A 16,428-nucleotide genomic window follows, 5' to 3' on the forward strand; every position below is an offset into this window, starting at 1 on the left:
CGCTGTTTTCAGCCCCGCTGCCGCCATGCCACCAATGGGTCGTCGATATGTCGTCGAGAGGTCGGCTCATCCGATGGGGTCGGGGTTGTTATTGGGGTGTCGACCTCGTCACTTTTGTCATGTCGAGAGGGGGCAGGCCCCTTCGTCACCCTCGTCAGTTGCGGCAAATACCGCCTTCACCATCCAGATTATTTCTTTATTTTCATTGGCTTGTGATTTTATGACGGCCATCTGCCAGTGTTGGTCTGATAAATGCTTTGTGGGGGCAGACCGTGTTGTCGCCTGCCAGGCGGGTGAGGGCGGTCGGGTGTAACGAACCATTTAGGATCCCTCTCTATGAACAGCTTCGTGATTGCAGATCCCAGTCTCTGTATTGGGTGTCGTACCTGTGAGGTGGCGTGCGCCGTTTCACACCAGTCAGGGTCCTGCAGCGGGACCCTTGAGCGGGAGGGCGGCCTGCATCTTGCCATCGAGGATGGACATCTGGTCTCCAAAGACAGCCATTTTCAGCCGCGCCTGAAGGTGATCGTGGGCAGCAAGGTGACCACGCCGGTGCTCTGCCGCCAGTGTGAAGACAAGCCCTGTGCCATGGCCTGCCCCAACAACGCCATCGTGACCGAGGATGGCTGCGTCAAGGTGCTGCAGGCGCGCTGCATCGGCTGCAAGTCCTGCGTGGTGGCCTGTCCTTACGGCGCCATGGCGGTGGTGGTCAAAGAGGTGGCCCCCACGGCCGATTCGCTCTTCAAGCGGCCGCAGACCAAGGCGCAGGCGCTCAAGTGCGATCTCTGCCAGCACCGCGAGGCGGGCCCGGCCTGTGTCGAGGTGTGCCCGACCCAGGCACTACGACTGGTTACCCCGGAGAGCCTTGAGACCCTGAACCGGCAAAAGCAGCTGGCCAGTGCCGAGGCGCTGCTGGCAGGCCATGTCCCGGCGCAGGTCTGAGCGGGCTTTACCGAACATTTTTCGTTAATAAAAGAGTGTGAGTCATGAAAAAAGTCATTACCGTGTGCCCCTATTGCGGCACCGGTTGCAAAATCAACCTGCTGGTTGAAAACGACAAGGTGGTGGGGGCCGAAGGCGCCAACGGCCGGACCAACGAGGGGCAGCTCTGCCTCAAGGGCTATTACGGTTGGGATTTCTTGAACGACACCAACCTGCTGACCCCCCGTCTCAAGAGCCCGATGATCCGCCGCGAGCGTGGTGGCAAGCTCGAAGCCGTCTCCTGGGACGAGGCCATCGAGTTTGCCAGCAGCCGCCTCTCTGCCATCAAGGCAAAATATGGCCCGGACGCCATCATGACCACCGGCTCTGCCCGTGGCCCCGGCAATGAAGCCAACTATGTGATGCAGAAATTTGCCCGCGCCGTGCTTGGAACGAACAACGTCGACCACTGCGCGAGGGTGTGACACGCACCCTCAGTCTCCGGTCTGGAGACAACTGTAGGCAATGGCGCCATGAGCAACGCCATTCCCGAAATTCAAGAGACCCAATGCCTGCTGGTGTTTGGTTACAACGCTGCTGACTCTCACCCCATCGTCGCCCGCCATATCCTCAAGGCGAAGGCAAACGGGGCCAAGGTGATTGTGTGTGATCCCCGCATGGTGGAGACCGCCCGCATCGCCGATCAGTGGCTGCCGCTCAAAAACGGTTCCAATATGGCGCTGGTCAACGCCTTCGCCAACGTATTGATCAATGAAGGGCTCTACAACAAAGAGTTCGTCGCCAACTACACCGAAGGGTTCGACACCTTCAAGGCCACGGTGGCCAAGTACACCCCGGAATATGTCGAGGGGATCACCGGCCTCAAAGCCGCCGATATCCGTGCCGCCATTCGCACCTATGCCGCATCGCCTGCTTCCATGATCCTGTGGGGCATGGGGGTGACCCAGTACGGTCAGGCGGTGGACGTGGTCAAGGGGCTGGCGGGTATTGCGCTGCTGACCGGCAACTTCGGTCGCCGTGGCACCGGCTGCGGGCCGGTACGCGGCCAGAACAACGTGCAGGGCACCTGCGACATGGGGATGCTGCCGCACCAGTTCCCGGGTTATCAGTCGGTGAGCGACCCTGCCATCAGCGCCAAGTTTGCCAAGGCGTGGGGCGTGGAATCCCTCTCCCAGAAACCGGGTTACCGCCTAACCGAGCTTGGCCACAAGGTGGAGGAGGGCAAGTGCAAGGCCTTCTACATCTTTGGGGAAGATCCGGCCCAGACCGAGGCAGATCTCGGTCAGTTCCGCCGTACCCTGGCGGGAATGGATCTGGTGATCGTACAGGATATCTTCATGACCCAGACTGCCGAGATGGCAGATGTGATCCTGCCCGCCACCAGCTGGGGCGAGCACGAGGGGGTCTACAGCTCGGCGGATCGCGGCTTCCAGCGTTTCTACAAGGCGGTGACACCGCCAGACAACGTGAAGCCGGACTGGGCGATCTTCTCGCTGATGGCCACCGCCATGGGGTATCCCATGGAGTACCACAACACCGAAGAGATCTGGGACGAGATGCGTGCGCTCTGCCCGCTCTACGCCGGGGTCAGCTATGACAAGATGGCGGATCTCAAGTGTGTGCAGTGGCCCTGCCCGACCGAGGATCACCCGGGCACCAGCACCCTTTTCGAGGGGAATGTGTTCAGCACCCCGAGTGGCAAAGGTCAGCTGATTGCCTCCGAGTGGCGCGCGCCGCTGGAGCAGCCCTGCGCCGAGTATCCGCTGGTGCTCTCCACCGTGCGCGAAGTCGGCCACTACTCCTGCCGCTCCATGACCGGCAACTGCTCGGCGCTGCAGACCCTGGCCGATGAGCCCGGTTATGTGCAGATCCACCCGAGCGATGCCCAAAAACTCGGGGTCAAGGATCAGGCGCTGGTCTGGATCTCGTCGCGGCGCGGCAAGGTCATTACCCGGGCCAACTACAACGAGCGGGTCAACGCCGGGGTGGTCTACATGACCTACCAGTGGTGGATCGGGGCCTGCAACGAGCTCACCATCGAGCACGTGGACCCCGTCTCCTACACGCCGGAGTACAAGTACTGCGCGGTGAAAATTGAGCGCATCGCGGATCAAGCCGAGGCAGAAGTCTACGTCCAGACCGAGTACAGCGCGCTCAAGGCAAAATTGCGCAGCGCCGCCAAGGGGTAATAGGCAACCACTCTCTTCGGAGAGATAAAAAATAAGGGACCGACTCATCTTGTGAGTCGGTTACCCTTGTCTTGGTTAAATTTCGATATGGGTGAGATCATGCAACATGATATCAACCGGTTATTCGGTATCTTTTATATTTGCGGCTATTTTGTCGCAATATTGCTGGGTATTGGCTGTTATATCTGGCAAGACGAGATGATATTTCTGTTGGGCTTTGGCTTTTTCGGCTGTTTCATGGCGGCGCGGCTGGCCATGCGCGGGGTATTTTCCGCACTGAGTACCACTATCGCCTGGCTGATCGCCTTCGTCTCGACCACCTTGATCAACGCCCTGTTGTTGGGGCTGATCACTTTGCTGGTCTACCTTACGCACCGGACGGTGGCGCAGGAGCTGGCCGACAACGCCAGCTGGCTGCTGATGGCCTTTCAGGGCTGTTCGGCGCTCTTTATCCTGGGTGGGCTGAAAAGCGGACATCTGCAGTGGCAGCAGGGCCAGGGTGATCAGTGCCAGTGAGCCAGATTGTTCTGCGTCAAATAATTCGGGCGGCACTCTTGAATTAATTATCAGTTATTTAATCGTGGGCTTGATTAAATGTGCACAAATGCGCGGGAAAATATTCAGCCTGATTTGTAATGAACCCGCCGCTTCATTATGATGGCACGCCAGCTTTGAATATATCGACGCTGACGATGTTATCTTTTGTTATTGTTCGTTACGTGCCCGTTTTGAATTGCAACATTTGATAAAGCATCATGCCATTCAATATTTGTCAGCAGCATGAGGGTGACCCCTTGTTGTTATATCCGGTCGCTATGGTGAATCAGTATGCCACGGCATGGCAGGCCGGCTATGTGACTGACACTGATCCAATGTGAGGCCGTAATGCTGAATGTGAGTGCCATCCCGCTGGACGAGATCTCCCCCATCTGGGATGACGGTTTCCTCCTGCTCTCAAAAAGCCTGCTGTCGGCCGTGACGCTCGATGACTTCATCAAGAAACTCAACAAGATAGACGTCTGTTTCGATGGCGTGATCCGGGTCAACCTGATCCTCAACCAGGGGACGGGGGAGGAGGCCATCTTCTGCTACATGGGGGAGAGGGGCCCAAGGCACCTCGTCTGCCGCAAGGCCGATCTGCACTTTTCCAGGGAGCAGGCGATCATCCTGCCCGCTGCCCGCTTTGAAAACCGCTGTGCCCTGTTGGCGAGCACCCCCGTCTATGATGACCTGCAATCCTACTGCCAACTGCCCATCACCACCGCTCGCAGCCACCTGGGCGGGGTGGAGTTCATCAGCCGCGAGGCTCGCGCCTTTCCCATGGAGGTGCTGGCCAAACTGACCCAGCTGGCGGCCATCATCGCCATTGCGCTGGAGAACGTGCAGGACAAGGAGCGCACCCTGGAGCAGGCCCACTCCCTGCGCCTTGAGCGCGACAGCTGCAAGATTTTGGTGGATGTGACCAATGCGGTGATCAAACTGGTGCGCATCGCCGAGCTGCCAAGAAGCCTGTTTGCCATCCTGCAGCACCATTTTGCCATCAGCAGCCTCTGTCTTGCCGAATACAACGCCACTTCCGACAGCTTCAAGAGCTATCTGGTGAACGAAAGCCAGAGCGAGCAGCCCGGCATCATCGATCACTCCTGTTTCGAGAAGAACTGCCTGCAGGGGGCCCTGGGTCACAGCGAACCCTATTTCATCTATCGCGAGCATGGCCACGGCTGCAACGCCCACTGCCGCTTCGCCACCCAGATCCTGCCCCCCGAGGCCAACAGCTCCTGCATCTTGCCACTGCGTTACCGGGGCAACCTGCTGGGGGTGCTGATCCTCTCTCACCCGGAGGTGGATTTCTTCGTCGATATCGACATCTCCCTGCTCGAACAGGTGGCGGCGCGCACGGCGATCGCCATGAACAACGTGCAGGCGCAGCAGGAGATCTCCAACACCAATGGTGCGAAAGAGAAGACCCTTCGCATTGGCGAACCCGCCGTGCGGGGAGAGTTCTCCCACATCATCTACCAGAGCCCCGTGATGGAGAGCGTAATGGAGAAGGTGCGGCTGGTGGCCGAGAGCGACTGCACCGTGTTGATTTTGGGGGAGACGGGCACCGGCAAGGAGCTGATCGCCCAGGCTATTCATCAACTCAGTGCCCGCAGCAGCCGGGAGATGGTGAAGGTGAACTGCGCCGCCATTCCCACCGGCCTTATCGAGAGCGATCTGTTCGGCCACGAGAAGGGGGCTTTCACCGGCGCCCTGACCCAGCGCATCGGCCGCTTCGAGCGGGCCCACAAGGGCACCCTGTTCCTCGACGAGGTGGGGGACATGCCCATCGATCTGCAACCCAAGTTGTTGCGGGTGTTGCAAGAGCACGAGCTGGAGCGGGTGGGCAACAGCAATCCGATCGCCGTGGATGTGCGGTTGGTGGCAGCCACCAACTGCGATCTGCTCTCCATGGTCAAGAACAAGCGCTTTCGAAGCGACCTTTACTACCGGCTCAACGTCTTTCCCATCGAGTTGCCGCCCCTGCGCGAGCGGCGCGAAGACATACCGCTTTTGGTCAACTTCTTTATCAAGAAGATTGCCAAGCGGATGCGCCGAACCATCACCGCTATTCCGGCAGATGCCATGAAGATGCTGGTGTCGCTCCCCTGGTACGGCAATATTCGCGAGCTGGAGAACATCATAGAGCGGGCCGTGGTAATGACCCGCGGCCAGGTGCTCAATCTCTCCCCCGACGAGCTGCTGCCTCTCAAGGGCTATCACAAGATTGAGACTCTGGTTTATGACGAGCCCGATGCCCCCCTGTTCCGGCAGGGGCCGGAGGATGAGCGCGAGGCGATCATCGCGGCGCTCAAGGAGAGCAACGGTATTGTCGCCGGTGCCCGGGGGGCGGCCCAGCGCCTTGGCATGAAGCGCACCACCCTGCTCTCAAAGATGAAGCGGCTCGGTATTTCGGCAAAGGATCCCAGGATCATCGAATAAGGCGGCAACAAGATGTGGCAAGAGAGTGACGTGTTCCGGTGCGCCGCGCCGCGCGAGGTGGTGCACTATCAAGGGCGTGAGGTGACCACCGACAGCGCCATGCAGCTGCCCTGCGAAACCCCGGTGGCGCTGGTCTACAACGGCATCGCCCACAGCGTGATGATGTGCTCGGCCGCCGATCTGGAGGATTTTGCCATCGGCTTCTCCCTCTCCGAGGGGATCATCGACGGCCTGCACGACATTCACGACATCGAGCAGGTCAATGGCTGTCAGGGCATCGAGCTGCACATCACCCTGGCCAATCGCTGCATCTATCGCCTGAAAGAGAAGCGGCGCACCCTGGCGGGGCGCACCGGTTGCGGCATCTGCGGCAGCGAGAGCCTGGAGCAGGTGGTGCGCACCTTGCCCCCCTTGCCGGACAGCCAGCGCTTTGCGATAGGTCTTATCGACAAGGTGCTGGATGGGCTGCGCCCCCTGCAGTTGCTGGGGCAGTGTACCGGCGCCACTCACGCCGCCGTCCATGTGGACGGGGCGGGCAACATCCTCGCCATTCGCGAGGACGTGGGACGCCATATTGCGCTCGACAAGCTAGTGGGCCACCTGTGTCGCACCGGCCGGCGCGATGGCGCCATCCTGGTGACCAGCCGCGCCAGTTTCGAGATGGTGCAAAAGGCCGCCAGCGCCGGGGTGGAGATCCTGCTCGCCATCTCGGCTGCCACCGAACTGGCGGTAGCGCGGGCCGAGCAGACCGGTCTCACCCTGGTGGGGTTTTGTCGCCCGGGGCGCGCCGAGATCTACAGCGGCTGCCAGCGTATCGTGCTGGCATAAGTGCTGGATTGGAGCCGGACCACTTCGCCGGGATGGGCACTGGCATCAGTAGTGACATTCAGTGCTGACATTGGCGTTGAGTGGGCGTAACAGGGCAGGGGTAAGCTCACAGTGATGGGGCTGAGCAACAACGTTAAGGCGTGATGGGCGCGGCTTGCCCTGTGCCATCAGGTGCGACTGACAGACAAAGAAACCACCAGCAAGAGGCCGTAAAAAAGGGCGGGGAGTGTGACTCCCCGCCCTTGTGGTATTGGCGCGGCGAATTAGCGGGCCAGCAGGATGCGCAGCATGCGGCGCAGGGGCTCGGCGGCGCCCCACAGCAGCTGATCACCCACGGTGAAGGCGGCCAGGTACTCGGGGCCCATGTTGAGTTTGCGCAGACGACCCACAGGGATGCTGAGGGTGCCGGTGACGGCGGCCGGGGTCAGCTCGCGGGCGGTGATGTCGCGATCGTTGGGGATCACCTTGACCCAGTCGTTGTGGGAGGCCAGCAGGGATTCGATCTCTGCCAGCGGCACATCCTTCTTCAGCTTGATGGTGAACGCCTGGCTGTGGCAGCGCAGGGCGCCGATCCGCACGCACAGACCATCCACCGGGATGGCGGCATCCTGGATCCCCAGGATCTTGTTGGTCTCGGCCTGGCCTTTCCACTCTTCACGGCTCTGGCCGTTGTCGAGCTTGGTGTCGATCCAGGGGATGAGGCCACCGGCCAGCGGCACGCCGAAGTTGTCCACCGGCAGGGTGCCGGAGCGGGTCTTCTCGGTGATCTTGCGCTCGATATCGAGGATGGCGGAGGCGGGATCTGCCAGCTCTACCGCCACTTCGTCGCGCAGGATCCCCATCTGGGTCACCAGCTCGCGCATGTGGCGGGCACCGCCACCGGAGGCGGCCTGATAGGTGGCCACGCTCACCCACTCCACCAGTTCGGCCTTGAACAGGCCGCCCAGGGCCAGCAGCATCAGGCTGACGGTGCAGTTGCCACCAACGAAGGTCTTGATGCCATCGTTCAGCGCCTGCTCGATGACGTCACCGTTGACCGGATCCAGGATGATGACGGCGTCCTGCTCCATGCGCAGGGAAGAGGCGGCGTCAATCCAGTAACCCTGCCAGCCGGCGGCCTTCAGGCGCGGATAGACATCCTTGGTGTAATCGCCGCCCTGGGCGGTGATGATGATCTCCTGCCTGGCCAGTGCCTCGATGTTGAAGGCATCCTGCAGGGTGCCGGCATCGACGCCGAAGTTGGGGGCGGCCTCACCGGCCTGGGAAGTGGTGAAGAAGGTAGGTTGAATATGGGCGAAATCCTGCTCTTCCTGCATCCGGCTCATCAGAACCGATCCCACCATGCCACGCCAACCGACCAAACCTACTTTTTTCATAATGTCCTACCCTGGATAGCTGCTTAATAATGCGTTGTGGATCCCGTGACCCCTTGTATGGCGCCGGCCATTTACAAGCTGGTTACAAAATACGAGTTGCGAAAAATGTGTCTGTCCACATTACGGATTGTGGCGGCGGGCGCAAGTCGAATTGCGCAATATTCTGTGTCGTTCGCTGCAATATCCAGCGGTGTGAACACCGTAGGGAGGCGGAAAAAGAGGCGCAGAAAAGAGGTGGGGAGAGGCGGGGGTGAAAAAACAGGCAGGCCACCTGCATATGGTGGCCTGCCGATGGAGCCTGGGGCTACTCAGGCGTAGCGAGCCAGGGTCAGCCCTTCGTCGCTGATGGCGGTTGCACTGCCACTGATCAGATCGCAGAGCAGTTGGCCAGAACCTGCCGCCATGGTCCAGCCCAGGGTGCCGTGGCCCGTGTTGAGCCAGAGCCCGGGGATGGGGCTTGGACCCACCAGCGGGGTGCCGTCCGGCGTCATGGGGCGCAGGCCGGTCCAGAACTCGGCGCGGCTGATGTCCCCCCCTTCGGGGAAGAGATCCCCCACCACCATGGCCAGGGTGTCGTGGCGTTTGGGGTTGAGCACCAGGTTGTAGCCCGAGAGCTCAGCCATGCCGCCGACCCGGATCCGCTCGTCAAAACGGGTGATGGCCACCTTGTAGGTTTCATCCAGCACTGTGCTGCGGGGGGCCGCATCCGGATTGGTCATCGGCAGGGTGAGGGAGTAGCCCTTGACCGGATAGACCGGCAGCTCCAGCCCGAGCGGGCGCAGCAGCGGACGCAGGAAGCCGGTGCCGTAGCTACCAAGGGCGCAGACGATGGCATCGGCACGGTAGCGCTGTTCGCCCGCCCGCACTGCCACGGCACGGCCACTCTCACGACCACGGCCCAGCTCAATCTCGTCGATATCGCAGTTGAAGACGAATTTGACCCCGAGTTTCTGTGCTTCCAGCGCCAGCGCTTTGGTAAAGCGGAAGCAGTCGCCGGTCTCGTCGCCAGGCAGGCGCAGGCCGCCCACTATCTTGCCGCGCACCCGTGCCAGGGCCGGTTCGGCCTCCTCGCAGCCGCTGTCATCCAACGACTGGTAGGGGACGCCATACTCTTCCAATACCTCGATGTCGCGCTTGCTGGCATCCAGCTGGGCCTGGCTTCGAAACAGTTGCAGGGTGCCGAGCTGGCGCCCCTCGTAGTCGAGGGCCAGTTCATCGCGCAGCACCTTCATGCAGTCGCGGCTGTACTCGGCCAGGCGCACCATGCGCCCCTTGTTGGTGGCATAGGCCGCCGGGGTGCAGTTGGCCAGCATCTTCAGCATCCAGCGCAGCTGGAAAGGGTCGGCGGTGGGGCGCACCGTGAAGGGCGCATGCTTTTGCAACATCCATTTGGCCGCCTTGAGGGGAATGCCGGGGGCCGCCCAGGGGGCAGCGTAACCGGGGGAGATCTGGCCGGCATTGGCGTGGCTGGTTTCAAGCGCCACCCCCTCTCGCCGCTCCAGCAGGGTCACCTGATGGCCCGCTTTTGCCAGATACCAGGCGCTGGTTACACCAATGACGCCACCCCCGAGTACCACTATCTCCATACGTCTTTCCTTGACTGATGCCTTGATAAGGCCCCCACCTTAATCAGCCGCCACAGTATATTCAACTGGGTAAGATATAATTGGTATAAATATCTATTTACATTTATTTAACTGGTTTTCAATGTTGTTGATGATTGGTTTTATGGCATTAAGTGCGACAGGTTGGACGCCTTTGCATGGCGTGACTTGCAAGTGGCCGGAACAGGCGTGCGATACCCGCCGTGGCGGCGATTCAGTTGAACTCCGGGCATGAGGGGCAACGGAGTTCGTTGAGTATCAAAGGGGGCGGATCCAGATAAAAAAGGCCCCCGCATCCTGGATGCGGGGGCCTTGGTGATAGAGAGGCAAAGTGGCCGGTTAGACAGCCAGGTACTCCAGCTCGACCGATCCCAGTGCCTTGAGGGTTGACTGGGCAGCATCGCGCTGGCTGATCTGGCCGTTTTTGCTCTCCAGCAGCACGGCGCGACGGATGGTGGCGAGATCTGCGCCGTTCAGCACCGCATGGGCGCAGGCCATCTGCATTGGCGGCAGACTGGGGTTGAAGGCGGCGTTCTCGGCGTAGCGGCCACAGAAGAGGCGGCCATCGGCAAATTGCAGTGCCACCGCGGCATAACCCTGGCTGTAGGGAGCATAGCTTTGGCGAGCAGCAGCCAGAGCGGCCTGCCAGAGCGGATCTTCACTCTCCAGGGTCAGCTCGTCGTGGGACTGCGGGCTCATCAGGGCATCTGTGATGTCGAGATCTGCCGGCCCGAAGGAGTGGGGCAGGAAGGATTGCAGGGCACTGAGATCATCGGGCAGGGAAACCTGCAGGGTCTTGGCGGTGCTCAGCTCGTTCATGAACTGGCGGCAGTGGCCGCAGGGGGTGTAATTGACGGTGATTTCAGAGATCCCGGTCTCGCCACCCAGCCAGGCGTTGGAGATGGCAGACTGCTCGGCGTGCACCGAGTGGAACAGCCCCTGGCCTGCGAACTCCATGTTGGCGCCGAAATACCAGGTGCCACTCAGGCCACAGGCGATGGCGCCGACAAAGAACTTGGAGATGGGGGCGACCGAGCAGGCGGCGGCCAGCGGCAGCAGAACCAGGCGCATGGCGCGATCATCAAGGCCGCTGGCGGCTTTCAGGGTAGCGACCTGATCCGGGGTAAAACGGGCATTGAACGCACTGCCGTCGGCAGGGTCGAGCATGGGCAGCAGCGCCGCTTTGAGCGGGGCGGGCAGGGTATCGAGTGGCTTGGCAAAACGGGGATGCATAGTGTGTCCTCAAAGGCCAATTGGGGTGCCATTGTAGGGAGCAAGCGCGGTGAATTGTGTGAGCTTGCTCACGCCCTGACGGGCAAACGGAGCGGGATAGTAATGGAAACGTTTGTCTTGTGCAAATTGTGCGGCAGGTCGCACGGGCGGGCCCGCAGGCCCGCCTGACGAAGGCTTAGCTCAGCCAGTGATAGAGGGTGAACAGGAGTGGCGCGACGGCAGCGGTGAGAATGCCGCACACCACCATGGCGAGCGACGAGAAGGCCCCCTGGACTATGCCCTGTTCGGCGGAGGTGGCGGTGCCGATGGCGTGGGCACAGGCACCCACAGCCAGCCCCTGGGCCTCGGGGTCAGTGACCCGCATCAGCTTGAGCAGCGGATAACCAATCAGGGCGCCGATGATCCCGACCACCACCACCACGGCGGCGGCGATGGCGGGAATGCCGCCGAGGGATTGGCTCACGCTCATGGCCAGCGGCGTGGTGATGGATTTTGTGATCAGGGACGCAAGTAGTGCCGGGTCGGCGCCCATAAAATGACCGATCAGCAAAGTAGTACATACCGAGATCAATACCGAGGCCAGGGTGCAGACTAGGATGGGCTTGAGCCTGGCCCGGATCTGGCGTGCCTGCTGATAGAGCGGCAGGGCCAGCGCCACCACTGCGGGCTCCAGCAGCGCCGTGATGGGGCGGGTGCCGCTTTCGTACTGCTCAAGGGGCAGGTCAAGCCAGAGCAGCAGGCCGATGATGACGGTGGTGGGCACCAGCACCGGATTGATGATGGGCCAGGGCAGACGGCGATGGAGCGCCCGGGTGGCAAAATAGAGCGCCAGGGTCAGGGGAATGGCGAGCCAGAAGATCATTTGTTCATCCTCTGGTAAAGGTGCCCGACGGTACCGAGGATCAGCACTATGCCCACCACGATGCAGAGCATGATGAGGCCAAGGGATTGGCGCAGGGGTTCCAGCCAGGCCACCAGGCCCACGGCCACCGGCACGAACAGGACCCCCATATGGCGCAGCAGCAGACCGGCGCCGAGCTCGACCCACTGCAGCTTCACCAGTTGCAGCGAGAGCAGCACGAACAGCAGCAGCATGCCGATGATGCTGCCGGGGAAGGCGAAGGGCAGGATGGCTGCCACGGTTTTACCTGCCAGCAGGCAGGCGACGATGACCATAAAGTCACGAAGGTATAGCAAGGCACGTTGCGCGATCACGTGAGCCCCTTCCTGATAACTGTGAAGAAAAGCGCAGTTTACCAGAGAGGCCGGGTCGCGGCATTAAAACAATAACAGCTGAAATCAGTTCATTTGAAGCTGATTTAATTGAAGTTTCGTTTTTGAAAATTGTCTGATAGAACCCTTTTCGAACTACAAGGAGTAGTGATGACATCCCTCTTGTCCCGTATCCGCCAGCTGGCGACCGATAATGATATGCCCGCGAACTTGTTGCAAACCCGCCAATGGGATGGCCCCCTGTGCCGGGTGCGCCTCGACAACACGGGGCGTGACGATACCCCGGTGGGGCGTTGGGTGCTGTTTGACGGCAAGCTCGGCCTCTCGCCTGATGCGCCCGTCTATGGGGAGGGGTTCCAGATGCTGGCCCAGACCATGGGCAGCTGGCAATCTCCGCAGCCGGTGGGGCGTTGCCCCGATGCTAGCGTCTATCGCATCACGGGTGACGAAGGTTTTCACACTGTGCACAACCTGCTGCTGGTAGAGCACGGCAAGGGCTGGCTGCTACTCGCCTTTGCCAGCTGCCACCGCTTTGGCGGCGAGTTTCGCCTCTATCCCGATGGTCGCCTGCAGATCCTGATGAACTGCGAGGATCGTCTGCTGCCTGCCGGCCAGCACTGGCAGAGCGAGGCGCTGATCTGCCTGGAAGGGCCGGAGCGTGAGGATCTGCTGGCCGAGCTGGCGACTCTGATCGAGGCTGAGCATGGCTCGTTGATCGACCAGGTCACCACTCGCCCCAGCGGCTGGTGCTCCTGGTATCACTACTACAGCGATGTGAGCGCCGCCGACATTCGCGAGAACCTGGCGGTGCGCGCCGAGCGCTTCCCGGCCCTGCGCTACGTGCAGATAGACGATGGCTATCAGGCCAAAATGGGAGACTGGCTCACCCCTTCTGCGAAATTCGAGCAAGGGGTGGCGGCGCTGGCCGCAGAGATCCGCGCCGCTGGCTGCGAGCCCGCCCTCTGGGTCGCCCCCTTTATCGCCGAGCCCACCTCGCAGGTCTTTCTGGAGCATCCCGACTGGTTCGTGAAAGGAGATGACGGCTTGCCGCTGCCTTCCGAACGGGTTACCTACGGCGGTTGGCGCTGCACTCCCTGGTATGTGCTGGACGGTACCCACCCCGAGGTGCAGGCCCATCTCGAACGAGTGTTTCGTACCCTGCGCGAGCAGTGGGGCATCCACTACTTCAAGCTCGATGCGAACTTCTGGGGCGCCATTCACGGCGGCCAGTTCCACGACCCGTCAGCCACCCGGGTCGAGGCCTATCGGCGCGGCATGGCCGCCATCTTGTGCGGGGCGGGCGAGGGGGCCTTCCTGCTCGGCTGCAACGCCCCCATCTGGCCGAGCCTGGGGCTGGTGCACGGCATGCGGGTGAGCGATGACGTGGAGCGCCACGGCCCCCGTTTTCGCCAGATCGCCCGCGAGGCGTTCTGCCGTGCCTGGCAAAACGATCGGTTGTGGGCGCTGGATCCCGACTGCGTTTGCCTGCGGGATCTGCCGAGTCAACAGGCCAGCGCCACCGATTACCACTTCCATCTGGCGGCGCTGGTGGCGAGCGGCGGCATGATGCTGGCGGGAGACAGGCTGCAGGATCTTGACGAGTCGCAGTCGGCGCAGCTCAAGCGGTTGCTGGCCCTGTGTGCGGCCCGCGCCCCTTCCGCCCGTTTCGAGGCGATGGACTTTGCTTGCGGCGAGGTGAGCCTGCCAGGTGGCGAGACCCTGCTCTGCCTGTTCAACTGGGAGGCGCTGCCCCAGGAGTTTTTGCTACCAGAAGGCGGGGTGGATTTTTGGGATGAACAGCCGGTTGGCACTTCACTCACCCTGCAAGGGGGCGAGGGGCGGGTGATCCGCTACCTCTGATCAAGACGCAGTGACAAACAAATCAGGCTCCGTGAGGAGCCTGATTTGCCTATGAGGGTTGCAATGTGGTCAGTAATGCCACTCAAAGCCGACGGCGTAGTTGGCGGAGCCATAGCCCGGAATATCGTTGTTGGAGACGATGGCCTTGAGGGTCAGTTGCGAACTTAATGGCACGCCGAGACCAAAGCCGATGGCCAGCTGATCGTTGGGGTTGCCGATAAGATCCACCCGCATCACCCGATAGAGGGACATGTCCTCACTCAGGTGCACATAGGCTTGGGAAGCGCGGTTGTAGGCCTGCCCGAACACCTCCAGCTGGAAGCCCGAGTGGGCGCTGATGGCCAGCGGCACCCCGACAAATTTGTAGAGGGGGGAGTCGTTGAAATAGCTGTTGGTGATCTGGGGGGTAAAGTCGGTCTTCTCGTAGAGGGTGTTGAAGCTGTGGGCCACGATTTGGTAGGTCTGCTCCGGCAGTCGGGCAAGGTAGTCCGGGACATCGAAACGATAGGCGCCCTGGGCAAACAGGGGCAGCAGAGCCAGTAATCCAGACAGCGTGCGCAAATAAGGCATAGGCAGACAAGTATCCGGTTGACCGTGCCTCGCCATCAAGGCGAGACGTTCACAAGATATTGGTACTTGAGGAAAATTCCCCTTCGTCATTATTGCGCGATGAAGGGGAATCGTGGGGGAGATTTATGTGAAATCACTCACAACTCATAACTCTTCCAGATAGCGATAGAGACTCTTGAGAATCGCAAAGTTCCGTTCGTTACCCTGGTTTTGTTCTGCCAGCGCTTCGAGGCGAGGGGCGTAATCAGGCAGATGATGGCTGAAGTAGTCGCTGCAGTGCAGACGCCAGCGCTTCTGTTCCGCTTCGCTCAAGGTATGGGGCCAGTTGCGGGCGCGGTAGCGGAACAGCATCTCCGGCAGGCGGGCGTCGCTGAAGGCGAACTCCCGTTCCCCCAGCAGATCCGGCGGGGTGGCGCGCACCAGATCCATGGTGGATTTGTCTCCATGGCCGAAGAAACCGGCGTAGAGCTGGGTATCGGGGTCGCTCTCGCTGCTGCCGGCAAATTCCTGATTGAACACCTCCACCAGCTTTTCCCGCACCTCGGGGTGGGCGCGCAGCAGATCCAGGCTCTTGCGGCACTGCTCCCGATCGATGCCCAACTCGTCGGCGCGCTCTGCCGTCAGGGTGGCGGCCGGCGCCAACACAGGGCACTTGTTGATGTGCACCAGCTTCACCGGAATGCCCGCCAGATCCCCCAGCTCCTCTTTTTTGGTATAGAGGCGCTCTCTGATCTCCTCGCTCGACAGCTCGATGAGCGGGGTGGGGTCACGGGTGAGATCCACCATGATCACCGCGTTCTGGTTAGTGGGGTGCCAGGCCAGTGGCGACACCCAGCTCGCGCACCCCTGCCAGGGGGAGAACATGCCGGAGACGTGCACCAGGGGCTTCATGGTCACCACGTCGATGAGCGCCTTCACCTTGTTCTTGTTGCGAAGATCAAAGAGATAACTAAACAGCTTGGGCTGAGCCTGTTTCACCAGTTTGGCCATCTCTATGGTGGCCAGGACGTCTGAGAGCGCGTCGTGGGCGTTGGCGTGGGCCACGCCGTTGGCCACCGTCAGCTTTTCGAGTCGGAAACTCGGCTTGCCCTCCTCGTCAAAGGCCCACTCGATCCCCTCCGGGCGCAGGGCATAGCAGGCCCGCAGCATGTCGAGGATGTCCCAGCGGGAGTTGCCGTTCTGCCAGCTGTAGGCATAGGGGTCGTAGAAGTTGCGATAGAGGGTGTAGCGGGTCACCTCGTCATCGAAACGGATACTGTTGTAGCCCAGCACGCAGGTGCCCGGGGTGGCAAACTGCTCGTGGATCTGGCGGATGAAGTCCGCCTCGCAGAGCCCATCCTTCATCGCCTTTTGCGGCGTGATGCCGGTGATAAGACACGCTTCCGGCTGCGGCAGATAGTCCGCTGGTGGCTTGCAATAAATCACCAGCGGCTCGCCGATGAGGTTGAAATCCGCATCGGTGCGAATGCCGGCAAACTGCGCCGGTCTGTCCTTGGCCGGACTGATGCCGAAGGTTTCGTAATCATGAAAGTAGAAGGTGGGCTCGCTGCCCGGGTGCGCTGTCTTGCTCATGTTGTTCGAGATGGGGTATCCGGTGACGGCGGCGCCTGG

General features: G+C 61.1%; 13 protein-coding genes. 6 read left to right on the plus strand and 7 right to left on the minus strand.

Going from position 1 to position 16,428, the window contains the following annotated elements:
• Nucleotides 1–336 precede the first annotated feature (336 nt).
• The 5 genes from MRK42_RS09875 to fdhD all read left to right on the plus strand — a co-directional run bounded on the left by MRK42_RS09875 (nt 337) and on the right by fdhD (nt 6,941).
• Nucleotides 337–942: a 4Fe-4S binding protein gene (locus MRK42_RS09875; RefSeq protein ID WP_338612306.1), complete on the plus strand. Its 606-nt coding sequence runs from the start codon at nt 337–339 to the stop codon at nt 940–942.
• A gap of 44 nt (nt 943–986) precedes the next feature.
• On the plus strand, nt 987–3,131 hold the full coding sequence (fdhF, locus tag MRK42_RS09880; RefSeq protein ID WP_338612307.1) for a formate dehydrogenase subunit alpha: 2,145 nt from the start codon (nt 987–989) through the stop codon (nt 3,129–3,131).
• 99 nt (nt 3,132–3,230) lie between these two features.
• Complete coding sequence (locus tag MRK42_RS09885) at nt 3,231–3,647, plus strand: hypothetical protein (protein ID WP_042026502.1); 417 nt, start codon at nt 3,231–3,233, stop codon at nt 3,645–3,647.
• A gap of 369 nt (nt 3,648–4,016) precedes the next feature.
• Nucleotides 4,017–6,113, plus strand: coding sequence for a sigma 54-interacting transcriptional regulator (locus MRK42_RS09890; protein WP_124238171.1), 2,097 nt, complete (start codon nt 4,017–4,019; stop codon nt 6,111–6,113).
• A 12-nt stretch (nt 6,114–6,125) separates the two neighbouring features.
• Nucleotides 6,126–6,941, plus strand: a complete 816-nt coding sequence (fdhD, locus tag MRK42_RS09895; RefSeq protein ID WP_216992271.1) for a formate dehydrogenase accessory sulfurtransferase FdhD — start codon at nt 6,126–6,128, stop codon at nt 6,939–6,941.
• Nucleotides 6,942–7,204: 263 nt separating this feature from the next.
• On the opposite strand, the gene asd is transcribed toward fdhD, so the two are convergent.
• From asd to MRK42_RS09920, 5 genes are all read right to left on the minus strand, one after another.
• Nucleotides 7,205–8,317, minus strand: coding sequence for an aspartate-semialdehyde dehydrogenase (gene asd / locus MRK42_RS09900; RefSeq protein WP_338612308.1), 1,113 nt, complete (start codon nt 8,315–8,317; stop codon nt 7,205–7,207).
• A 308-nt stretch (nt 8,318–8,625) separates the two neighbouring features.
• On the minus strand, nt 8,626–9,903 hold the full coding sequence (locus MRK42_RS09905) for a D-amino acid dehydrogenase (protein ID WP_338612309.1): 1,278 nt from the start codon (nt 9,901–9,903) through the stop codon (nt 8,626–8,628).
• A gap of 357 nt (nt 9,904–10,260) precedes the next feature.
• The gene (gene cdd, locus MRK42_RS09910; protein ID WP_338612310.1) at nt 10,261–11,154 is read right to left on the minus strand and encodes a cytidine deaminase; all 894 of its coding nucleotides are present in this window, start codon (nt 11,152–11,154) and stop codon (nt 10,261–10,263) included.
• 175 nt (nt 11,155–11,329) lie between these two features.
• A complete protein-coding gene (locus tag MRK42_RS09915; protein WP_124238175.1) occupies nt 11,330–12,016 on the minus strand; it encodes an LrgB family protein in 687 nt (228 codons plus the stop codon).
• Nucleotides 12,013–12,369 (minus strand): CidA/LrgA family protein, encoded by a 357-nt coding sequence (locus MRK42_RS09920; protein WP_026457331.1) that lies wholly within the window; start codon nt 12,367–12,369, stop codon nt 12,013–12,015. Before MRK42_RS09920 ends, MRK42_RS09915 begins: the two co-directional genes overlap by 4 nt.
• A 168-nt stretch (nt 12,370–12,537) precedes the next feature.
• Between MRK42_RS09920 and MRK42_RS09925 the strand changes: the two genes are divergently transcribed.
• Nucleotides 12,538–14,247 carry a glycoside hydrolase family 36 protein gene (locus tag MRK42_RS09925; RefSeq protein ID WP_338612311.1) on the plus strand — a complete coding sequence of 570 codons (1,710 nt, stop codon included), beginning with the start codon at nt 12,538–12,540 and terminating at the stop codon, nt 14,245–14,247.
• 69 nt (nt 14,248–14,316) lie between these two features.
• On the opposite strand, the gene MRK42_RS09930 is transcribed toward MRK42_RS09925, so the two are convergent.
• Entirely contained in the window at nt 14,317–14,817 is a 501-nt protein-coding gene (locus MRK42_RS09930) for a hypothetical protein (RefSeq protein WP_338612312.1), read from the minus strand.
• 144 nt (nt 14,818–14,961) lie between these two features.
• Nucleotides 14,962–16,389, minus strand: coding sequence for an exodeoxyribonuclease I (gene sbcB, locus MRK42_RS09935; protein WP_338612464.1), 1,428 nt, complete (start codon nt 16,387–16,389; stop codon nt 14,962–14,964).
• Between the last annotated feature and the right edge of the window lie 39 nt (nt 16,390–16,428).

The organism is Aeromonas sp. 19NY04SH05-1 (assembly GCF_040581895.1).
GTDB classification, from domain to species: Bacteria; Pseudomonadota; Gammaproteobacteria; order Enterobacterales; family Aeromonadaceae; genus Aeromonas; species Aeromonas enteropelogenes.

Coding starts and splice junctions, on each gene's coding strand:
- sbcB (WP_338612464.1), bottom strand. CDS start 16,389: ATGAGCAAGACAGCGCACCCGGGCAGCGAGCCCACCTTCTACTTTCAT.
- MRK42_RS09930 (WP_338612312.1), bottom strand. CDS start 14,817: ATGCCTTATTTGCGCACGCTGTCTGGATTACTGGCTCTGCTGCCCCTG.
- MRK42_RS09915 (WP_124238175.1), bottom strand. CDS start 12,016: ATGATCTTCTGGCTCGCCATTCCCCTGACCCTGGCGCTCTATTTTGCC.
- MRK42_RS09885 (WP_042026502.1), top strand. CDS start 3,231: ATGCAACATGATATCAACCGGTTATTCGGTATCTTTTATATTTGCGGC.
- MRK42_RS09890 (WP_124238171.1), top strand. CDS start 4,017: ATGCTGAATGTGAGTGCCATCCCGCTGGACGAGATCTCCCCCATCTGG.
- asd (WP_338612308.1), bottom strand. CDS start 8,317: ATGAAAAAAGTAGGTTTGGTCGGTTGGCGTGGCATGGTGGGATCGGTT.
- MRK42_RS09905 (WP_338612309.1), bottom strand. CDS start 9,903: ATGGAGATAGTGGTACTCGGGGGTGGCGTCATTGGTGTAACCAGCGCC.
- MRK42_RS09875 (WP_338612306.1), top strand. CDS start 337: ATGAACAGCTTCGTGATTGCAGATCCCAGTCTCTGTATTGGGTGTCGT.
- cdd (WP_338612310.1), bottom strand. CDS start 11,154: ATGCATCCCCGTTTTGCCAAGCCACTCGATACCCTGCCCGCCCCGCTC.
- fdhD (WP_216992271.1), top strand. CDS start 6,126: ATGTGGCAAGAGAGTGACGTGTTCCGGTGCGCCGCGCCGCGCGAGGTG.
- MRK42_RS09925 (WP_338612311.1), top strand. CDS start 12,538: ATGACATCCCTCTTGTCCCGTATCCGCCAGCTGGCGACCGATAATGAT.